This window comes from Pseudomonas sp. TH21, assembly GCF_016651025.1.
GTDB lineage: Bacteria > Pseudomonadota > Gammaproteobacteria > Pseudomonadales > Pseudomonadaceae > Aquipseudomonas > Aquipseudomonas aylmerensis.
On record NZ_JAEKEQ010000001.1, the window covers coordinates 849,259 to 864,932 of the forward strand.

Here is a 15,674-nt window from a genome sequence, read left to right on the forward strand (position 1 = left end):
TGGTCACCAGACGGCTGGATCGTCTTATTTTTTGTCGCATGTGTCCAGTGTCCTGTGATGCCTTCGCGGCATAGGCTCTGTGGGCTCGTTCTTGTCCGACAATCCCAGCAGGTGACCCATGATCCCCAGAACCTTGTTCAGCCCGGAGCACGAACTCTTTCGCGAGAGCGTGCGCACCTTCCTTGAAAAAGACGCCGCACCGTTCCACGGGCAATGGGAGAAACAGGGCTACATCGACCGTGCCCTGTGGAGCAAGGCGGGGGAGGCGGGGATGCTGTGTTCCCATCTGCCGGAGGAGTACGGCGGCCTGGGGGCGGATTTTCTCTACAGCGCGGTGGTGATCGAGGAGATCAGCCGGCTCGGGCTGACCGGCATCGGGTTTTCCCTGCATTCGGACATTGTCGCGCCGTACATCCTGCATTACGGCAGTGAGGCGCTGAAGCACAAGTACCTGCCTAAATTGATCTCCGGCGAAATGGTCACCGCCATTGCCATGACTGAGCCCGGTGCCGGCTCCGACCTGCAAGGCGTCAAGACCACGGCCGTGCTGGATGGCGATGAGTACGTGATCAACGGCTCCAAGACCTTTATCACCAATGGCTTTCTTGCCGAGTTGGTGATCGTGGTCGCCAAGACCGATCCCAAGGCCGGCGCCAAGGGCACCAGCCTGTTCCTGGTGGAAGCCGACACGCCGGGCTTCGACAAGGGCAAGCGCCTGGAGAAGGTCGGCATGAAGGCCCAGGACACCTCGGAGCTGTTCTTCCAGGATGTGCGCGTGCCCAAGGAGAATCTGCTCGGGCAAGCGGGCATGGGCTTCGCGTACCTGATGCAGGAGTTGCCCCAGGAGCGCCTGACCGTGGCGATTGGCGCGCTGTCGTCAGCCGAGGCGGCGTTGCAGTGGACGCTGGAATACACCCGTGAGCGCAAGGCGTTCGGCAAGGCCATCGCCGACTTCCAGAACACGCGGTTCAAGTTGGCGGAGATGGCTACCGAGATTCAGATCGGCCGCGTGTTCGTCGATAAGTGCATGGCGCTGCACCTGGAAGGCAAGCTGGACGTGCCCACCGCCGCGATGGCCAAGTACTGGGCCACGGACCTGCAATGCAAGGTGCTCGACGAATGCGTGCAGTTGCACGGCGGCTACGGTTTCATGTGGGAATACCCGATTGCCCGGGCCTGGGCGGATGCGCGGGTGCAGCGGATTTACGCGGGGACCAATGAGATCATGAAGGAGATTATTGCGCGGGCGCTTTGACCACGGAACGCTGGGCTGTTGTGGCGAGCGGGCTTGTCCCGCGTTGGGGTGCGCAGCAGCCCTGATCCCGCCCATCCCCTTTTTCCTTCAGAAGGATTGAGGGATGAGGTTTTGGGGCTGCTGCGCAGCCCAACGCGGGGCAAGCCCGCTCGCCACGGGGGCGGTGTCGGGCTGGTTAATTAATCAAGGGGCAGGGTTCGGATGATCCTTCTGAATCGCCTCGATCCCTTCCAGCACTTCCTTCGACAGCTTCAGGTCGGCACTGGCAATGTTGCTGTCCAGTTGCTCCAGACTTGTCGCGCCAATGATGTTGCTGGTCACGAATGGCTGCTGTGTCACAAACGCCAGGGCCATCTGCGCCGGGTCCAGGCCATGCTCGCGCGCCAGTGCCACGTAGCGGCTGCACGCCGCTTCCGACTGCGGGTTGAAGTAGCGGCTGAAGCGGCTGTATTCCGTCAGGCGCGCCTTGGCCGGGCGTGCGCCGTTTTCGTATTTGCCGCTGAGCATGCCGAACGCCAGGGGCGAGTAGGCGAGCAGGCCGCACTGTTCGCGGATCGCGACTTCCGCCAGGCCCACTTCAAAGCTGCGGTTGAGCAGGTTGTAGGGGTTCTGGATCGACACCGCGCGGGTCCAGCCACGGGCTTCGGCCAGGGCGAGGAATTTCATGGTGCCCCATGGCGTTTCATTGGACAGGCCGATGTGGCGGATCTTGCCGGCCTTCACTTGCTCGTCCAGCGCTTCGAGGGTTTCCTCCAGCGGGGTGAGGTCGTCCTCGTCCTTGTGCTTGTAGCTCAGTTGGCCGAAGAAGTTGGTGCTGCGCTCCGGCCAGTGCAGCTGGTAGAGGTCGATCCAGTCGGTTTGCAGGCGCTTGAGGCTGGCGTCGAGAGCCTCGACGATGTGCTTGCGGTTGTGGCGCAGGTGGCCGTCGCGAATGTAGTCGATGGTGTTGCCGGGGCCGGCGATCTTGCTGGCGAGCACCCAGTCGGCACGGTCGCCGCGGCTCTTGAAGTAATTACCGATATAACGCTCGGTGGTGGCATAGGTGTCGGCCTTGGGCGGTACCGGGTACATTTCCGCCGTGTCGAGGAAGTTGATCCCCGCGGCCTTGGCCCGTTCGATCTGAGCGAAGGCCTCTGCCTCGCTGTTCTGCTCACCCCAGGTCATGGTGCCCAAGGCGATCGCGCTCACGTTCAGATCGGTGCGGCCCAGCTGTCGATAATCCATCGGGTACTCCTTCGGGGAAAACAATCATAAAAGCAGGTTGAATTTTTTTTCGCAATCTGCATAATTGCCCACCTCTTTCTGCAGTGGAAGTGATGCGCCGCCTGCCGAAGAATCTTGCCGTTGAACGGACGCGCCGACCCGAGCCCCCGATAGCGTCTGTATCCGGCTGCCTTTGACTTGTCAAAGTACGCACTATTCAGTAAGATCCGCCGTCTAATTTACAGGGCGGCCCCTGAGGCTATTAAAGAATGACAACTTTTACTGCAAAACCGGAAACAGTTCAGCGCGACTGGTTTGTCGTCGACGCCGCTGGTCAGACCCTGGGTCGTCTGGCCACTGAAGTCGCCAGCCGTCTGCGTGGCAAGCACAAGCCTGAGTACACCCCTCACGTTGACACCGGTGACTACATCGTGATCATCAACGCTGAGCAGGTTCGTGTTACCGGCAACAAAGCGCAAGACAAAATGTACTACCGTCACTCCGGTTTCCCAGGCGGTATCAAGTCTTCCAACTTTGAAGGCCTGATTTCCAAGAAGCCTGAAGCCCCGATCGAAATCGCGGTCAAAGGCATGCTGCCGAAGGGCCCACTGGGTCGCGATATGTTTCGCAAGCTGAAAGTCTATGCGGGCGCTGTACACCCTCATGCTGCTCAGCAGCCCCAAGAACTGAAGTTTTAACGGAATAGTTCATTATGTCGGCGACTCAAAATTACGGCACTGGCCGTCGCAAAACCGCAACCGCACGCGTTTTCCTGCGTCCGGGCACTGGTAACATCTCGATCAACAACCGCTCCCTGGACAACTTCTTCGGCCGCGAAACTGCCCGCATGGTAGTTCGTCAGCCGCTGGAACTGACCGAGACCGTTGAAAAGTTCGACATCTACGTCACCGTTATCGGTGGCGGTGTAAGTGGTCAAGCTGGCGCAATCCGCCACGGTATCACTCGCGCTCTGATGCAGTACGACGAAACCCTGCGTGGCGCTCTGCGCAAAGCTGGCTTCGTAACTCGCGATGCCCGTGAAGTTGAACGTAAGAAAGTCGGTCTGCGTAAAGCGCGTAAGCGTCCGCAGTACTCGAAGCGTTAATTCGCTTTACGTTCCACAAAAACGCCCAGCCTCCTCACGGAGCTGGGCGTTTTTTATTGCCTGCGATTTATGCACAAATTTGCGCGTGACAACTTGCCACATCCGTAGACCCCCTATACTACAAGGCCTGGAGGCGGAGGCCCGGGCAATTCCCTTGTCATACGTGGGGCTTTTCATTACCATTCGGCAAAATTTTTATAAGTAAAGATTCAACACTTAGTAGACGCCTGATTTAACAGGCCAAAAAGCTGATGGGAGAGGACTGAATGAGCAATGACGGCGTGAATGCAGGCCGGCGTCGCTTCTTGGTAGCAGCCACATCCGTGGTGGGTGCTGCAGGAGCGGTGGGGGCTGCGGTCCCGTTCGTGGGGTCATGGTTTCCCAGTGCCAAGGCGAAAGCCGCAGGTGCACCGGTGAAAGTGAATGTCAGCAAGATCGACCCAGGCCAGCAGATGATTGCTGAGTGGCGCGGTCAGCCGGTCTTCATTGTTCGTCGTACTGAGGAGATCCTGGGGAATCTGAAGAAAATCGAAGATCGCTTGTCTGATCCCGATTCGAAGAATTCCGACCAGCCCGCCTACGTCGATAAGGAAATGCGTTCGATCAAGCCTGAGATTCTGCTGCTGATCGGTATCTGCACCCACTTGGGTTGCTCCCCCACCTTCCGCCCGGAAGTGGCGCCTGCGGATCTGGGCAAGGACTGGGTCGGCGGCTATTTCTGCCCCTGCCACGGTTCTCACTATGACCTCGCTGGCCGCGTCTACAAGTCACAACCCGCACCACTGAACCTGCCAGTTCCGCCACATCACTACGAGACTGACAGCATCATTGTCATTGGCGTCGACGAGGGGGAGAAAGCCTGATGAGCAAGTTCATGGATTGGGTGGATGCGCGTTTTCCTGCTACCAAGATGTGGGAAGACCATCTCAGCAAATATTACGCTCCGAAAAACTTCAACTTTTTCTACTTCTTCGGCTCCCTGGCCCTGCTGGTGCTGGTCAACCAACTGGTCACCGGTGTCTGGCTGACGATGAGCTACACGCCGTCAGCCGAAGAAGCCTTCGCCTCCGTTGAAGGCATCATGCGCGATGTCGAGTACGGCTCGATCCTGCGCCTGCTGCACTCCACTGGCGCGTCGGCGTTCTTTATCGTGGTCTACCTGCACATGTTCCGTGGCCTGCTCTACGGTTCGTACCAGAAGCCTCGTGAGCTGGTGTGGGTCTTCGGCATGCTGATCTACCTGGCGCTGATGGCCGAGGCCTTCATGGGCTACCTGCTGCCATGGGGCCAGATGTCGTACTGGGGCGCCCAGGTGATCATCTCGCTGTTCGGTGCGATCCCGGTGATCGGCAACGACCTGACGCAGTGGATCCGGGGTGACTACCTGATCTCCGGCATCACCTTGAACCGCTTCTTCGCCTTGCACGTCGTGGCCCTGCCGATCGTGATTCTCGGCCTGGTCGTGCTGCATATCCTGGCGCTGCACGAAGTGGGTTCGAACAACCCGGACGGTGTGGACATCAAGAAGCATAAAGACGAAAACGGCGTACCGCTGGACGGCATTCCCTTCCACCCGTACTACACCGTGAAAGATATCGTCGGTGTGGTGGTGTTCCTCTTCATCTTCTGCTCGATCGTGTTCTTCTTCCCGGAAATGGGCGGGTATTTCCTCGAAAAACCCAACTTCGAACAGGCCAACGCGTTCAAGACGCCGGAGCACATTGCACCGGTCTGGTACTTCACGCCGTTCTACGCCATTTTGCGGGCGATCCCCGACAAGCTCATGGGTGTGGTTGCCATGGGGGCTTCGATCGCGCTGTTGTTCGTGCTGCCCTGGCTCGACCGTAGTCCGGTCAAGTCCATGCGCTACAAGGGCTGGCTGAGCAAGATCTGGCTGTGGGTGTTCTGCATCTGCTTCGTGCTGCTGGGCTGGACGGGCGTCAAGGCGCCGACACCGCAGCTGACGTTGCTGTCGCAGGTCTGCACCTTCCTGTACTTCGCCTACTTCATTCTGATGCCGTTCTACACCCGGCTCGAGAAGACCAAACCGGTTCCGGAAAGGGTGACTGGCTGATGAAAAAGTTATTCGTTGCATTGATGCTTGCGGCCCTGCCGCTACTGTCCTTCGCTGCCGAGCACGGCGGTCCGGAGCTGGAATCGGTCGATATCGACGTCTCGGATAAAGCCGCCATGCAAGACGGCGCCCGTACGTTTGCCAACTATTGCATGGGCTGCCACAGCGCCAAGTTCCAGCGCTATGAGCGTGTTGCCGATGACTTGGGGATTCCCCACGAAGTGATGCTGGAAAAACTGGTGTTCACCGGCGCCAAGATCGGCGACCACATGAACATCGGCATGCAGCCTGCAGACGCCAAGGCCTGGTTCGGTGCTGCACCGCCTGACCTGACCCTGGTGGCGCGCGTTCGTGGCACCGACTGGCTCTACGGCTACCTGAAATCGTTCTATGAAGACCCGACGCGCCCTTGGGGCGTGAACAACCGGGTATTCCCGAACGTCGGTATGCCTAACGTTCTGGTCAGCCTGCAAGGCAAGCAAGTGGTAGGATGCAAGCAGGTCCAGGTCGTTGAAGACGGCAAGAAGCAATACGATCCGTTGACCGGCACGCCGCTGACGCATGAGGCGTGCGATCAACTGAAGATAGACACCCCCGGTGCACTGACTGACGAGCAGTTCGATGAGAAGGTCAAGAATCTCGTGACCTTCCTGGCATACTCGGCCAACCCGGTCAAACTGCAGCACCAGCGCATTGGTACCTATGTATTGTTGTACCTGGCCTTCTTCTTCGTATTCGCCTATCTGCTCAAACGCGAATACTGGAAGGATGTGCATTGATCCAACCGTAAGCAATTGCTGTTAATCTTGCGCGCCCAGCGGCATCTCTGAACACGTAGTGATCGGGTAACTCCCACTACAGAGATGCTCCCTGGGCGCGCTCGTTTTTGAGCTTTCGATAATTTCAACAAGCGAGGAGGACCGCCATGGGCGTGACCAACCGGTTGGCCTGTTACTCCGACCCCGCCGACCACTATTCCCACCGAGTACGTATCGTGCTCGCAGAGAAGGGTGTCAGCGCCGAGATCATCAGTGTGGAGGCGGGCCGTCAGCCGCCGAAACTGATCGAAGTGAACCCTTACGGCAGCTTGCCCACCCTGGTCGATCGTGACCTGGCGTTGTGGGAGTCGACTGTGGTGATGGAATATCTGGATGAGCGTTACCCTCATCCGCCTTTGCTGCCGGTGTACCCGGTAGCGCGTGCCAACAGCCGCCTGCTGATCCATCGGATCCAGCGTGACTGGTGCGGGCTGGTGGATGTGATCCTGGATACACGTAGCAAAGAAGCCGCTCGGGTGCAGGCACGCAAGGAATTGCGTGAGAGCCTGACCGGTGTTTCGCCGCTGTTCGCCGACAAACCTTTTTTCCTCAGCGAGGAACAAAGCCTGGTGGATTGCTGCCTATTACCCATACTCTGGCGCTTGCCGATCCTGGGCATTGAACTGCCACGGCCGGCCAAGCCGTTGCTTGATTACATGGAGCGCCAGTTTGCGCGTGAGGCTTTCCAGGCGAGTCTGTCTGGTGTCGAACGCGATATGCGCTAAGGCTTAAGGAGCCGCTGATGAACTCCAGTCGACCCTACCTGGTCCGCGCGCTCTATGAGTGGATTGTGGACAATGATTGCACCCCGCACATGCTGGTCAATTCCGAATTTCCTGCGGTTCAGGTACCGCAGGGTTTTGCCAGTGATGGACAGATTGTGCTGAACGTATCACCGAGTGCCGTGCGCCACCTGCACATGGACAATGAAGCGGTCAGTTTCGAAGGGCGTTTCGGCGGTGTGCCGCACACGCTGTTCGTGCCGATTGGCGCCATCCTCGGGATCTACGCCCGGGAAAATGGCCAAGGCATGGTGTTCGATCTGGAGTCGCCTTTCGAGGATGACGAAGCGATCGAAAGCGAAGACGGTGATGACGTGCCGCCACCGGATGCCGAGCCACCGCGTCCAAGCGGTCGGCCGAGCCTGAAAGTGGTGAAGTAAGCGGCTTTCATCTTCGGATGAGCCGGGAAAATGCCTCGACCTGTGTCGGGGCATTTTTTTGCGCGCAGGATATGGATGAAAGTCGTGACAGGACGGTGATCGTACAACCGCCATGGGCTATGATGCGTGCTCAAGCTCACAGAGAAAGATGATCCATCATGGAAAACGCCAACACCGCCCCTCGTCTTCCCCGCAAGCGTCGCAGCCTTGCCCAGGAATTGGTCACGGTGTTGTCCGAGCAGATCCGTGACGGCCAGCTCAAGCGCGGTGACAAGCTGCCCACCGAGTCGGCCATCATGGACGCCCATGGTGTCAGCCGTACCGTGGTGCGCGAGGCCATCTCGCGCTTGCAGGCGGCGGGGCAGGTGGAAACCCGGCATGGCATCGGCACCTTCGTGCTCGATACGCCAAGCCCGAGCGGCTTTCGCATCGACCCGGCCACGGTGGTGACCCTGCGTGATGTGCTGGCGATTCTCGAGTTGCGTATCAGCCTGGAAGTCGAATCCGCTGGCCTGGCCGCATTGCGCCGCAGCGACGAGCAACTGGCAGCCATGCGTGCCGCCCTCGACGCCCTGAATGAAAGCGCCGCGCACGCTGGCGATGCGGTTGCCTCAGACTTCGCCTTCCACCTGGAAATCGCGTTGTCCACCGGCAACCGCTATTTCACCGACATCATGACCCACCTGGGCACCAGCATCATTCCGCGTACCCGCCTGAATTCGGCGCGCCTGGCCCACGATGACCAGCAGCACTACATGAGTCGCCTGAGCCGCGAGCACGAAGAGATTTATGAAGCGATTGCGCGCCAGGATTCGGACGCGGCGCGGGCGGCCATGCGCTTGCACCTGACCAATAGCCGTGAGCGGCTGCGCCATGCCCATGAAGAGGCAGAAGCGCAGCGCGGCTGAAGGGGTCTGTAGGTGCCGGCTTGCCGGCCCTAGCGGAGTATCAGCCAGTTAGGTTTGACTGACACTCCGCCATCGCAGGCAAGCCAGCTCGCACAGTTGATCTCCATTGTCTGGAGTAATGCGTGTCCTTAGCTTGTGGGCTGGTTGGGCTTGTAGTCCTTGAGCAGCAGGTACGTACTCCATCCCCACCAATCATTGGTCCAATGCCTGTCGTTCAGGTCATTCACATCCTTGCGCCGCAGCACCTTGTCTCCCTCCACCTTGAACAGCGGCGAGAAGTTGTTCGCCGGGTTCTGCGCGGCATTCAGGTCCGGCACATACAGCGGCGCCTTGAAGGTGGCTGGGGAGGGTGCCACGCCGCTGATAAAGGTCGCGAAGATCTCATCGGCCGAGGCCTGTACCGCGCGTTTGACCTGCAGCCGATTGTCCGCGTCGATGGCGTCGAAGTAGCGCTTGTCCCCATAGGCGTGCCATTGGTCGCCCATGGCGTTGCGCACCTTAAGGCCGAACTTGCTGTCTTCATCGTGCATGAAGCGGCTGATCAGCGAACCCAACTCGCCCGGCGTGACCACGGCGGCCAGCTGTTTGCGCGGCACACGCAGGTGCCCGGCGGAAAACAGGTCGGTCAGGAAGTGATCGGCAAAACTGTTCATCGCATACGCCAGTTCCAGCGCCTGGTCGGTGCCGGTCTGATGCGCCACGACGGCTTGCTGCAGCGCGGCCGTATGGCCTGCCAGGTACGCCGAGAGTGCCCATTCGCCGAAGTGGTCGGCATTGTCCGCCGCCAGTTTCAAATAGCGCCCCAGGGGAATCAGCGCCGACACCGCACTGCCGCCGCCGGTGATGCGGTTCCATTCCTCGGACAACGTATCACCCAGCGCGTCATAGGCTTCATGGGCTTGCTTGCCGTCCTTGATCGCCTGGTTGACCGCGTTGATTTCCTTTTGCATGACCGCGAGGATCTTGTGCGCTTCCTCGCGTGAAGCGGGCAACACGGCCAGGGAGTTGAACGCGGCGGTAAAGCGGTGGATGCGCTCGGCGGGGGAGGCGCCGTCGCTGATGGGGTGGCCGGGAATGCCATAAAAGTCGCCGCCCAGGGCGATCACTTGGCCGTAGGTGAGGGCCAGCCCGTTGGGCAGGTGCAACTCGACCTGTCGCGCAGGAATCGCCGGGGCGTCCTTGGCAAAGCGCAACAGGGTGTCGTCGCCGATGGCGGTGTGTTCACCCCCTTCGAAGCGCAGGGTAGGCGGGTTCTTTTCGGGTGCTGCGAGTTCTGGACCTGACATGTTAGCTCCTTGCTATGTCGTAGGAATCTTCCGTAATAACTGTATGCATATACAGTTATCTCGAGCATAGAGGAATAAATTCCTACGTCAAGAACGCCTCTGCATGAGGTGTCGCCCACCCGCACGTGCACCATGGCGATGAATTGCAGTTGACGAAATTATTTATAGTTGTACGATGACGTACGACATCATCAAAACCAACAACAACCTTTCCATCGAAAGTCTTCGCCCAGGGTGTTCGAATAATGAATCCACAAGAACTGAAGTCCATCCTCTCCCACGGTCTGCTGTCTTTCCCGGTGACCGATTTCAACGCCCAGGGTGACTTCCACCAGGCGGGCTATATCAAGCGTCTGGAATGGCTGGCCCCGTACGGCGCCACTGCCTTGTTCGCCGCCGGTGGTACCGGTGAGTTTTTCTCCCTCGCCGCCAGCGAATATTCCCAGGTGGTCAAGACCGCCGTTGATACCTGCGCTACCAGCGTGCCGATCCTCGCGGGTGTGGGCGGTTCGACTCGCCAGGCCATCGAGTACGCCCAGGAAGCCGAGCGCCTTGGCGCCAAAGGCCTGCTGCTGCTGCCGCACTACCTGACCGAAGCCAGCCAGGACGGGGTTGCCGCCCACGTCGAAGCAGTGTGCAAGTCGGTCAAAATCGGCGTGGTGGTCTACAACCGCAACGTCTGCCGCCTGACTGCGCCTTTGCTGGAACGCCTGGCCGAGCGCTGCCCGAACCTGATCGGCTACAAAGACGGCCTGGGCGACATTGAATTGATGGTGTCGATCCGCCGTCGTCTCGGTGACCGTTTCAGCTACCTGGGCGGCCTGCCGACTGCAGAGGTTTACGCCGCTGCCTACAAGGCCCTGGGCGTGCCGGTGTACTCCTCGGCGGTGTTCAACTTCATTCCGAAGACCGCGATGGATTTCTACCACGCCATTGCCAAGGACGATCACGCCACTGTCGCCAAGATCATCGACGACTTCTTCCTGCCGTACCTGGACATCCGCAACCGCAAGGCGGGCTATGCGGTGAGCATCGTCAAGGCCGGTGCGAAAATCGCTGGCTACGACGCCGGCCCGGTGCGCACGCCGCTGACCGACCTGCTGCCGGAAGAATACGAAGCCCTGGCCGCGCTGATCGACAAGCAAGGCGCGCAATAACTTATCTACAAGGCCGCTGAGTAATCAGCGGCCTTTTGCGTCAGGAGAAGATTTGTGTCCCAAGCTCAGCGTTATGAAAACTACATCAATGGCCAGTGGGTGGCCGGTGCCGACTACTGCGTTAACCTCAACCCGTCGGAGTTGTCTGATGTCATTGGCGAATACGCCAAGGCTGACGTAGCCCAAGTCAATGCTGCCATCGACGCCGCCCGCGCCGCGTTCCCGGCCTGGTCCACTTCCGGGATCCAGGCGCGTCACGACGCGCTGGATAAAGTCGGCAGCGAAATCCTCGCCCGCCGCGAAGAACTCGGCACCTTGCTGGCCCGGGAAGAGGGCAAGACCCTGCCCGAAGCCATTGGCGAAGTGACTCGCGCCGGTAACATCTTCAAATTTTTCGCCGGTGAATGCCTGCGCTTGTCCGGTGACTACGTGCCGTCGGTACGCCCGGGCGTCAATGTCGAAGTCACCCGTGAAGCCCTGGGCGTGGTCGGCCTGATCACCCCGTGGAACTTCCCGATTGCGATCCCCGCCTGGAAAATCGCCCCGGCCCTGGCCTACGGCAACTGTGTGGTGATCAAGCCGGCTGAACTGGTACCGGGCTGCGCCTGGGCCCTGGCCGAAATCATCTCTCGCGCAGGCTTCCCCGCCGGTGTGTTCAACCTGGTGATGGGCAGCGGCCGCGTGGTCGGCGACGTGCTGGTCAACAGCCCGAAAGTCGATGGCATCAGCTTCACCGGTTCAGTCGGCGTAGGTCGCCAGATCGCCGTCAGCTGCGTGTCGCGCCAGGCCAAAGTGCAGTTGGAAATGGGCGGCAAGAACCCGCAGATCATCCTCGACGACGCCGACCTCAAGCAGGCGGTCGAGTTGTCGGTGCAGAGTGCGTTCTACTCCACCGGCCAGCGTTGCACGGCCTCGAGCCGCTTGATCGTGACCGCCGGGATTCACGACCAGTTCGTCGCGGCCATGGCCGAGCGCATGAAGTCGATCAAGGTCGGCCACGCCCTCAAAAGCGGCACCGATATCGGCCCGGTCGTGTCCCAGGCCCAGTTGGACCAGGACCTCAAGTACATCGACATCGGCCAGAGCGAAGGCGCGCGGCTGGTCAGCGGTGGCGGCCTGGTCACCTGTGACACCGAAGGCTACTTCCTGGCGCCGACGCTGTTTGCCGACAGCGAAGCCGCCATGCGCATCAGCCGTGAAGAAATCTTCGGCCCAGTGGCCAACGTGGTGCGCGTGGCGGACTACGAGGCGGCGCTGGCCATGGCCAACGACACCGAGTTCGGCTTGTCGGCGGGCATTGCCACGACGTCGTTGAAGTACGCCAATCACTTCAAGCGCCACTCCCAGGCCGGGATGGTGATGGTCAACCTGCCGACCGCCGGCGTGGATTACCACGTGCCGTTCGGTGGGCGCAAAGGGTCCTCCTATGGTTCGCGCGAGCAGGGTCGCTATGCGCAAGAGTTCTACACCGTGGTGAAAACCAGCTACATCGGTTCGTAATACGCGACACCCGTGGCGCCTGCTTTGTGTGGGAGCTGATTTGCCTGCGATAGCATCACCGGTGTGTGCCTGACACACCGAGGTGCCTGTATCGCGGGCAAGCCCGGCTCCCACATGAAAGCGGTCCCCACCGACAAATAGACCATTACCCGCAAAAAAAATAATTAGTGGGAGTACTTCTACATGCAAGCGACCAAGCCGACCCACGTCCGCTATTTGATCCTGCTCATGCTGTTCCTGGTGACCACGATCAACTACGCCGACCGGGCCACCATCGCTATCGCCGGCTCCAGCCTGCAAAAAGACCTCGGCATCGACGCGGTCACCCTCGGTTATATCTTCTCCGCATTCGGTTGGGCCTACGTGGCCGGGCAAATCCCCGGCGGCTGGCTGCTGGATCGGTTCGGCTCGAAAAAAGTCTATGCCCTGAGCATCTTCACCTGGTCACTGTTCACCGTGCTGCAAGGCTATGTCGGTGAGTTCGGCGTCTCCACCGCAGTGGTTGCGCTGTTCATGCTGCGCTTCCTGGTGGGCCTGGCCGAAGCGCCGTCCTTTCCCGGCAACGCGCGAATCGTGGCGGCCTGGTTCCCCACCGCCGAGCGCGGCACGGCTTCGGCGATCTTCAACTCGGCGCAATACTTCGCCACGGTGCTGTTCGCGCCGTTGATGGGCTGGATCGTCTACAGCTTCGGCTGGCAGCACGTGTTTATCGTGATGGGCGGGATCGGCATCGTGTTCTCGCTGATCTGGCTCAAAGTTATCCACAGCCCACGCCAGCACCCGATGATCAACGAGGCCGAGTTCAATCACATCGCCGCCAACGGCGCGATGGTCGATATGGACCAGGACAAGGTCAAGGGTAAGAAAACTGACGGTCCGAAGTGGGATTACATCCGCCAACTGCTGACCAACCGCATGATGCTCGGGGTGTACCTGGGCCAGTACTGCATCAACGGCATCACCTATTTCTTCCTGACCTGGTTCCCGGTGTACCTGGTGCAGGACCGCGGCATGACCATTCTCAAGGCCGGTTTCATTGCTTCGCTGCCGGCGATCTGCGGCTTTATCGGCGGGGTACTGGGCGGGGTGATTTCCGACTACCTGTTGCGCAAGGGCCACTCGCTGACCTTCGCGCGCAAGGCGCCGATCATTGGCGGGTTGCTGGTGTCTTCCAGCATCGTGGCGTGCAACTACGTGGACATCGAATGGATGGTGGTGGGCTTCATGGCCCTGGCCTTCTTCGGCAAAGGCGTTGGCGCACTGGGTTGGGCGGTGGTGTCCGACACTTCGCCGAAACAAATCGCCGGGCTCAGTGGCGGCTTGTTCAACATGTTTGGCAACCTGGCGTCGATCAGCACGCCGATCGTGATCGGCTACATCATCAGCACCACCGGCTCGTTCAAGTGGGCACTGGTGTTTGTGGGCGCCAACGCGCTGCTGGCGGTGTTCAGCTACCTGGTGATCGTGGGTCCGATCAAACGTGTGGTACTCAAAGAGCCGCCAAGCAAAGGGCCTGAGTTGACTAACCTTACCGAAGCGCATTCCTGAGGGGCGATGTAATGCAGTTGATTGAACATGCCGACTCGCCGCGCTCGATTCGTTTGCACGAGCGCGACAATGTGGTGATCGTGGTCAATGACCAGGGCGTACCGGCCGGGACCGAGTTCCCGGACGGCCTGGTGACCGTCGATTTCATCCCCCAGAGCCACAAGGTGACCCTGGAAGATATTCCCGAGGGCGGTCAGATTATTCGCTACGGCCAGACCATCGGGTACGCCCTGGCGCCGATTCCGCGCGGCAGTTGGGTCCAGGAAGATCAACTGCGCATGCCGACCGCGCCGCCGCTGGACAGCCTGCCGCTGTCCACCGATGTGCCCGAAACCCAGGCTCCCCTCGAAGGCTTTACCTTCGAGGGCTACCGCAATGCCGACGGCACCGTGGGCACGCGCAATATCCTCGGCATCACCACCACGGTGCAATGCGTCACCGGTGTGCTGGACCATGCGGTCAAGCGCATCAAGGACGAGTTGCTGCCCAAGTACCCACACGTGGATGACGTGGTCGCGCTGACCCACAGCTATGGCTGTGGCGTGGCCATCACCGCGACGGATGCCTACATCCCGATTCGCACGGTGCGCAATCTGGCACGCAACCCGAACCTGGGCGGCGAAGCCCTGGTGATCAGCCTGGGCTGCGAGAAATTGCAGGCCGGGCAGGTGATGCACGACAACGACAGCTCCGTCGACCTGAGTGAGCCGTGGCTGTATCGATTGCAGGATTCCAGCCACGGCTTTACCGAGATGATCGAGCAGATCATGGCGTTGGCCGAAACCCGTTTGAAAAAGCTCGACCAGCGCCGCCGCGAAACCGTGCCGGCATCCGAGTTGATCCTGGGCATGCAGTGCGGCGGCAGTGATGCGTTTTCCGGCATCACCGCCAACCCCGCGCTGGGGTATGCGTCGGACCTGTTGTTGCGGGCCGGGGCAACGGTGATGTTTTCCGAAGTCACCGAAGTGCGCGACGCGATCTACCTGCTGACCTCCCGTGCGCAGACCCGGCAAGTCGCTGAGGAATTGGTCCGGGAAATGGACTGGTACGACCGCTACCTGGCCAAGGGCGAGGCAGATCGCAGCGCTAATACCACGCCGGGTAACAAGAAGGGCGGGTTGTCGAATATTGTCGAGAAGTCCCTGGGGTCTATCGTCAAGTCCGGCAGCAGCGCGATCAACGGCGTGCTGGGTCCGGGCGAACGCTTCAAGAGCAAGGGCCTGATCTTCTGCGCGACACCGGCCAGCGACTTTGTCTGTGGCACCTTGCAACTGGCGGCGGGGATGAACCTGCACGTGTTTACCACCGGACGCGGCACGCCGTATGGGCTGGCGATGGCGCCGGTGGTGAAGGTTTCCACACGTACGGAGCTGGCACAGCGCTGGCCGGACCTCATCGATATCGACGCCGGGCGCATCGCCACCGGGCGCGCGACCATCGAGGAGCTGGGCTGGGAGTTGTTCCATTTCTACCTGGATGTGGCCAGCGGTAAGAAGCAGACGTGGGCCGAGCAGCATAAGCTGCATAACGACATCACCTTGTTCAACCCCGCGCCGATTACCTGAGACTGGCGCGGACCTTGTAGGCGCTGGCTTGCCTTCGATAGCGGTGTATCAGTAACCGATGTAACGCCTGACACACCGCCATCGCAGGCAAGC

The 15,674-nt window shown here is 60.2% G+C and carries 15 protein-coding genes; 13 read left to right on the plus strand and 2 right to left on the minus strand.

Going from position 1 to position 15,674, the window contains the following annotated elements; all coding sequences use genetic code 11:
• Positions 1-118 precede the first annotated feature (118 nt).
• Complete coding sequence (locus JFU04_RS03680) at positions 119-1,255, plus strand: acyl-CoA dehydrogenase family protein (RefSeq protein WP_201143534.1); 1,137 nt, start codon at positions 119-121, stop codon at positions 1,253-1,255.
• A 183-nt stretch (positions 1,256-1,438) separates the two neighbouring features.
• Here JFU04_RS03680 and JFU04_RS03685 read toward each other — a convergent pair whose 3' ends face one another.
• Positions 1,439-2,479: an NADP(H)-dependent aldo-keto reductase gene (locus tag JFU04_RS03685; protein ID WP_101266500.1), complete on the minus strand. Its 1,041-nt coding sequence runs from the start codon at positions 2,477-2,479 to the stop codon at positions 1,439-1,441.
• A 248-nt stretch (positions 2,480-2,727) separates the two neighbouring features.
• On the opposite strand from JFU04_RS03685, the gene rplM reads away from it, so the two are divergent.
• The 8 genes from rplM to JFU04_RS03725 all read left to right on the plus strand — a co-directional run bounded on the left by rplM (position 2,728) and on the right by JFU04_RS03725 (position 8,525).
• Positions 2,728-3,156 carry a 50S ribosomal protein L13 gene (gene rplM, locus JFU04_RS03690; RefSeq protein WP_003171742.1) on the plus strand — a complete coding sequence of 143 codons (429 nt, stop codon included), beginning with the start codon at positions 2,728-2,730 and terminating at the stop codon, positions 3,154-3,156.
• Between the two features lie 14 nt (positions 3,157-3,170).
• On the plus strand, positions 3,171-3,563 hold the full coding sequence (gene rpsI / locus JFU04_RS03695; RefSeq protein ID WP_002555064.1) for a 30S ribosomal protein S9: 393 nt from the start codon (positions 3,171-3,173) through the stop codon (positions 3,561-3,563).
• Positions 3,564-3,829: 266 nt separating this feature from the next.
• Positions 3,830-4,426, plus strand: a complete 597-nt coding sequence (gene petA / locus JFU04_RS03700; RefSeq protein WP_065900662.1) for a ubiquinol-cytochrome c reductase iron-sulfur subunit — start codon at positions 3,830-3,832, stop codon at positions 4,424-4,426.
• Entirely contained in the window at positions 4,426-5,637 is a 1,212-nt protein-coding gene (locus tag JFU04_RS03705) for a cytochrome b (protein ID WP_065900667.1), read from the plus strand. The genes petA and JFU04_RS03705 overlap by 1 nt, the downstream gene beginning before the upstream one ends.
• Complete coding sequence (locus JFU04_RS03710; protein WP_065900669.1) at positions 5,637-6,416, plus strand: cytochrome c1; 780 nt, start codon at positions 5,637-5,639, stop codon at positions 6,414-6,416. Before JFU04_RS03705 ends, JFU04_RS03710 begins: the two co-directional genes overlap by 1 nt.
• Positions 6,417-6,562: 146 nt before the next feature.
• The gene (locus JFU04_RS03715) at positions 6,563-7,180 is read left to right on the plus strand and encodes a glutathione S-transferase N-terminal domain-containing protein (protein ID WP_010213164.1); all 618 of its coding nucleotides are present in this window, start codon (positions 6,563-6,565) and stop codon (positions 7,178-7,180) included.
• Positions 7,181-7,197: 17 nt separating this feature from the next.
• Complete coding sequence (locus JFU04_RS03720) at positions 7,198-7,617, plus strand: ClpXP protease specificity-enhancing factor (RefSeq protein WP_065900671.1); 420 nt, start codon at positions 7,198-7,200, stop codon at positions 7,615-7,617.
• Between the two features lie 158 nt (positions 7,618-7,775).
• Positions 7,776-8,525: a FadR/GntR family transcriptional regulator gene (locus JFU04_RS03725; protein WP_025856285.1), complete on the plus strand. Its 750-nt coding sequence runs from the start codon at positions 7,776-7,778 to the stop codon at positions 8,523-8,525.
• 128 nt (positions 8,526-8,653) lie between these two features.
• On the opposite strand, the gene JFU04_RS03730 is transcribed toward JFU04_RS03725, so the two are convergent.
• Positions 8,654-9,811: a phospholipase gene (locus JFU04_RS03730; RefSeq protein WP_201143535.1), complete on the minus strand. Its 1,158-nt coding sequence runs from the start codon at positions 9,809-9,811 to the stop codon at positions 8,654-8,656.
• Between the two features lie 245 nt (positions 9,812-10,056).
• On the opposite strand from JFU04_RS03730, the gene kdgD reads away from it, so the two are divergent.
• The 4 genes from kdgD to garD all read left to right on the plus strand — a co-directional run bounded on the left by kdgD (position 10,057) and on the right by garD (position 15,581).
• Complete coding sequence (kdgD, locus tag JFU04_RS03735; RefSeq protein ID WP_034102171.1) at positions 10,057-10,968, plus strand: 5-dehydro-4-deoxyglucarate dehydratase; 912 nt, start codon at positions 10,057-10,059, stop codon at positions 10,966-10,968.
• 54 nt (positions 10,969-11,022) lie between these two features.
• Complete coding sequence (locus tag JFU04_RS03740) at positions 11,023-12,468, plus strand: aldehyde dehydrogenase family protein (RefSeq protein WP_065900678.1); 1,446 nt, start codon at positions 11,023-11,025, stop codon at positions 12,466-12,468.
• A 183-nt stretch (positions 12,469-12,651) separates the two neighbouring features.
• Positions 12,652-14,016, plus strand: a complete 1,365-nt coding sequence (locus JFU04_RS03745; protein ID WP_065900680.1) for an MFS transporter — start codon at positions 12,652-12,654, stop codon at positions 14,014-14,016.
• An 11-nt stretch (positions 14,017-14,027) separates the two neighbouring features.
• Complete coding sequence (gene garD, locus JFU04_RS03750) at positions 14,028-15,581, plus strand: galactarate dehydratase (RefSeq protein WP_106805154.1); 1,554 nt, start codon at positions 14,028-14,030, stop codon at positions 15,579-15,581.
• Positions 15,582-15,674 lie beyond the last annotated feature (93 nt).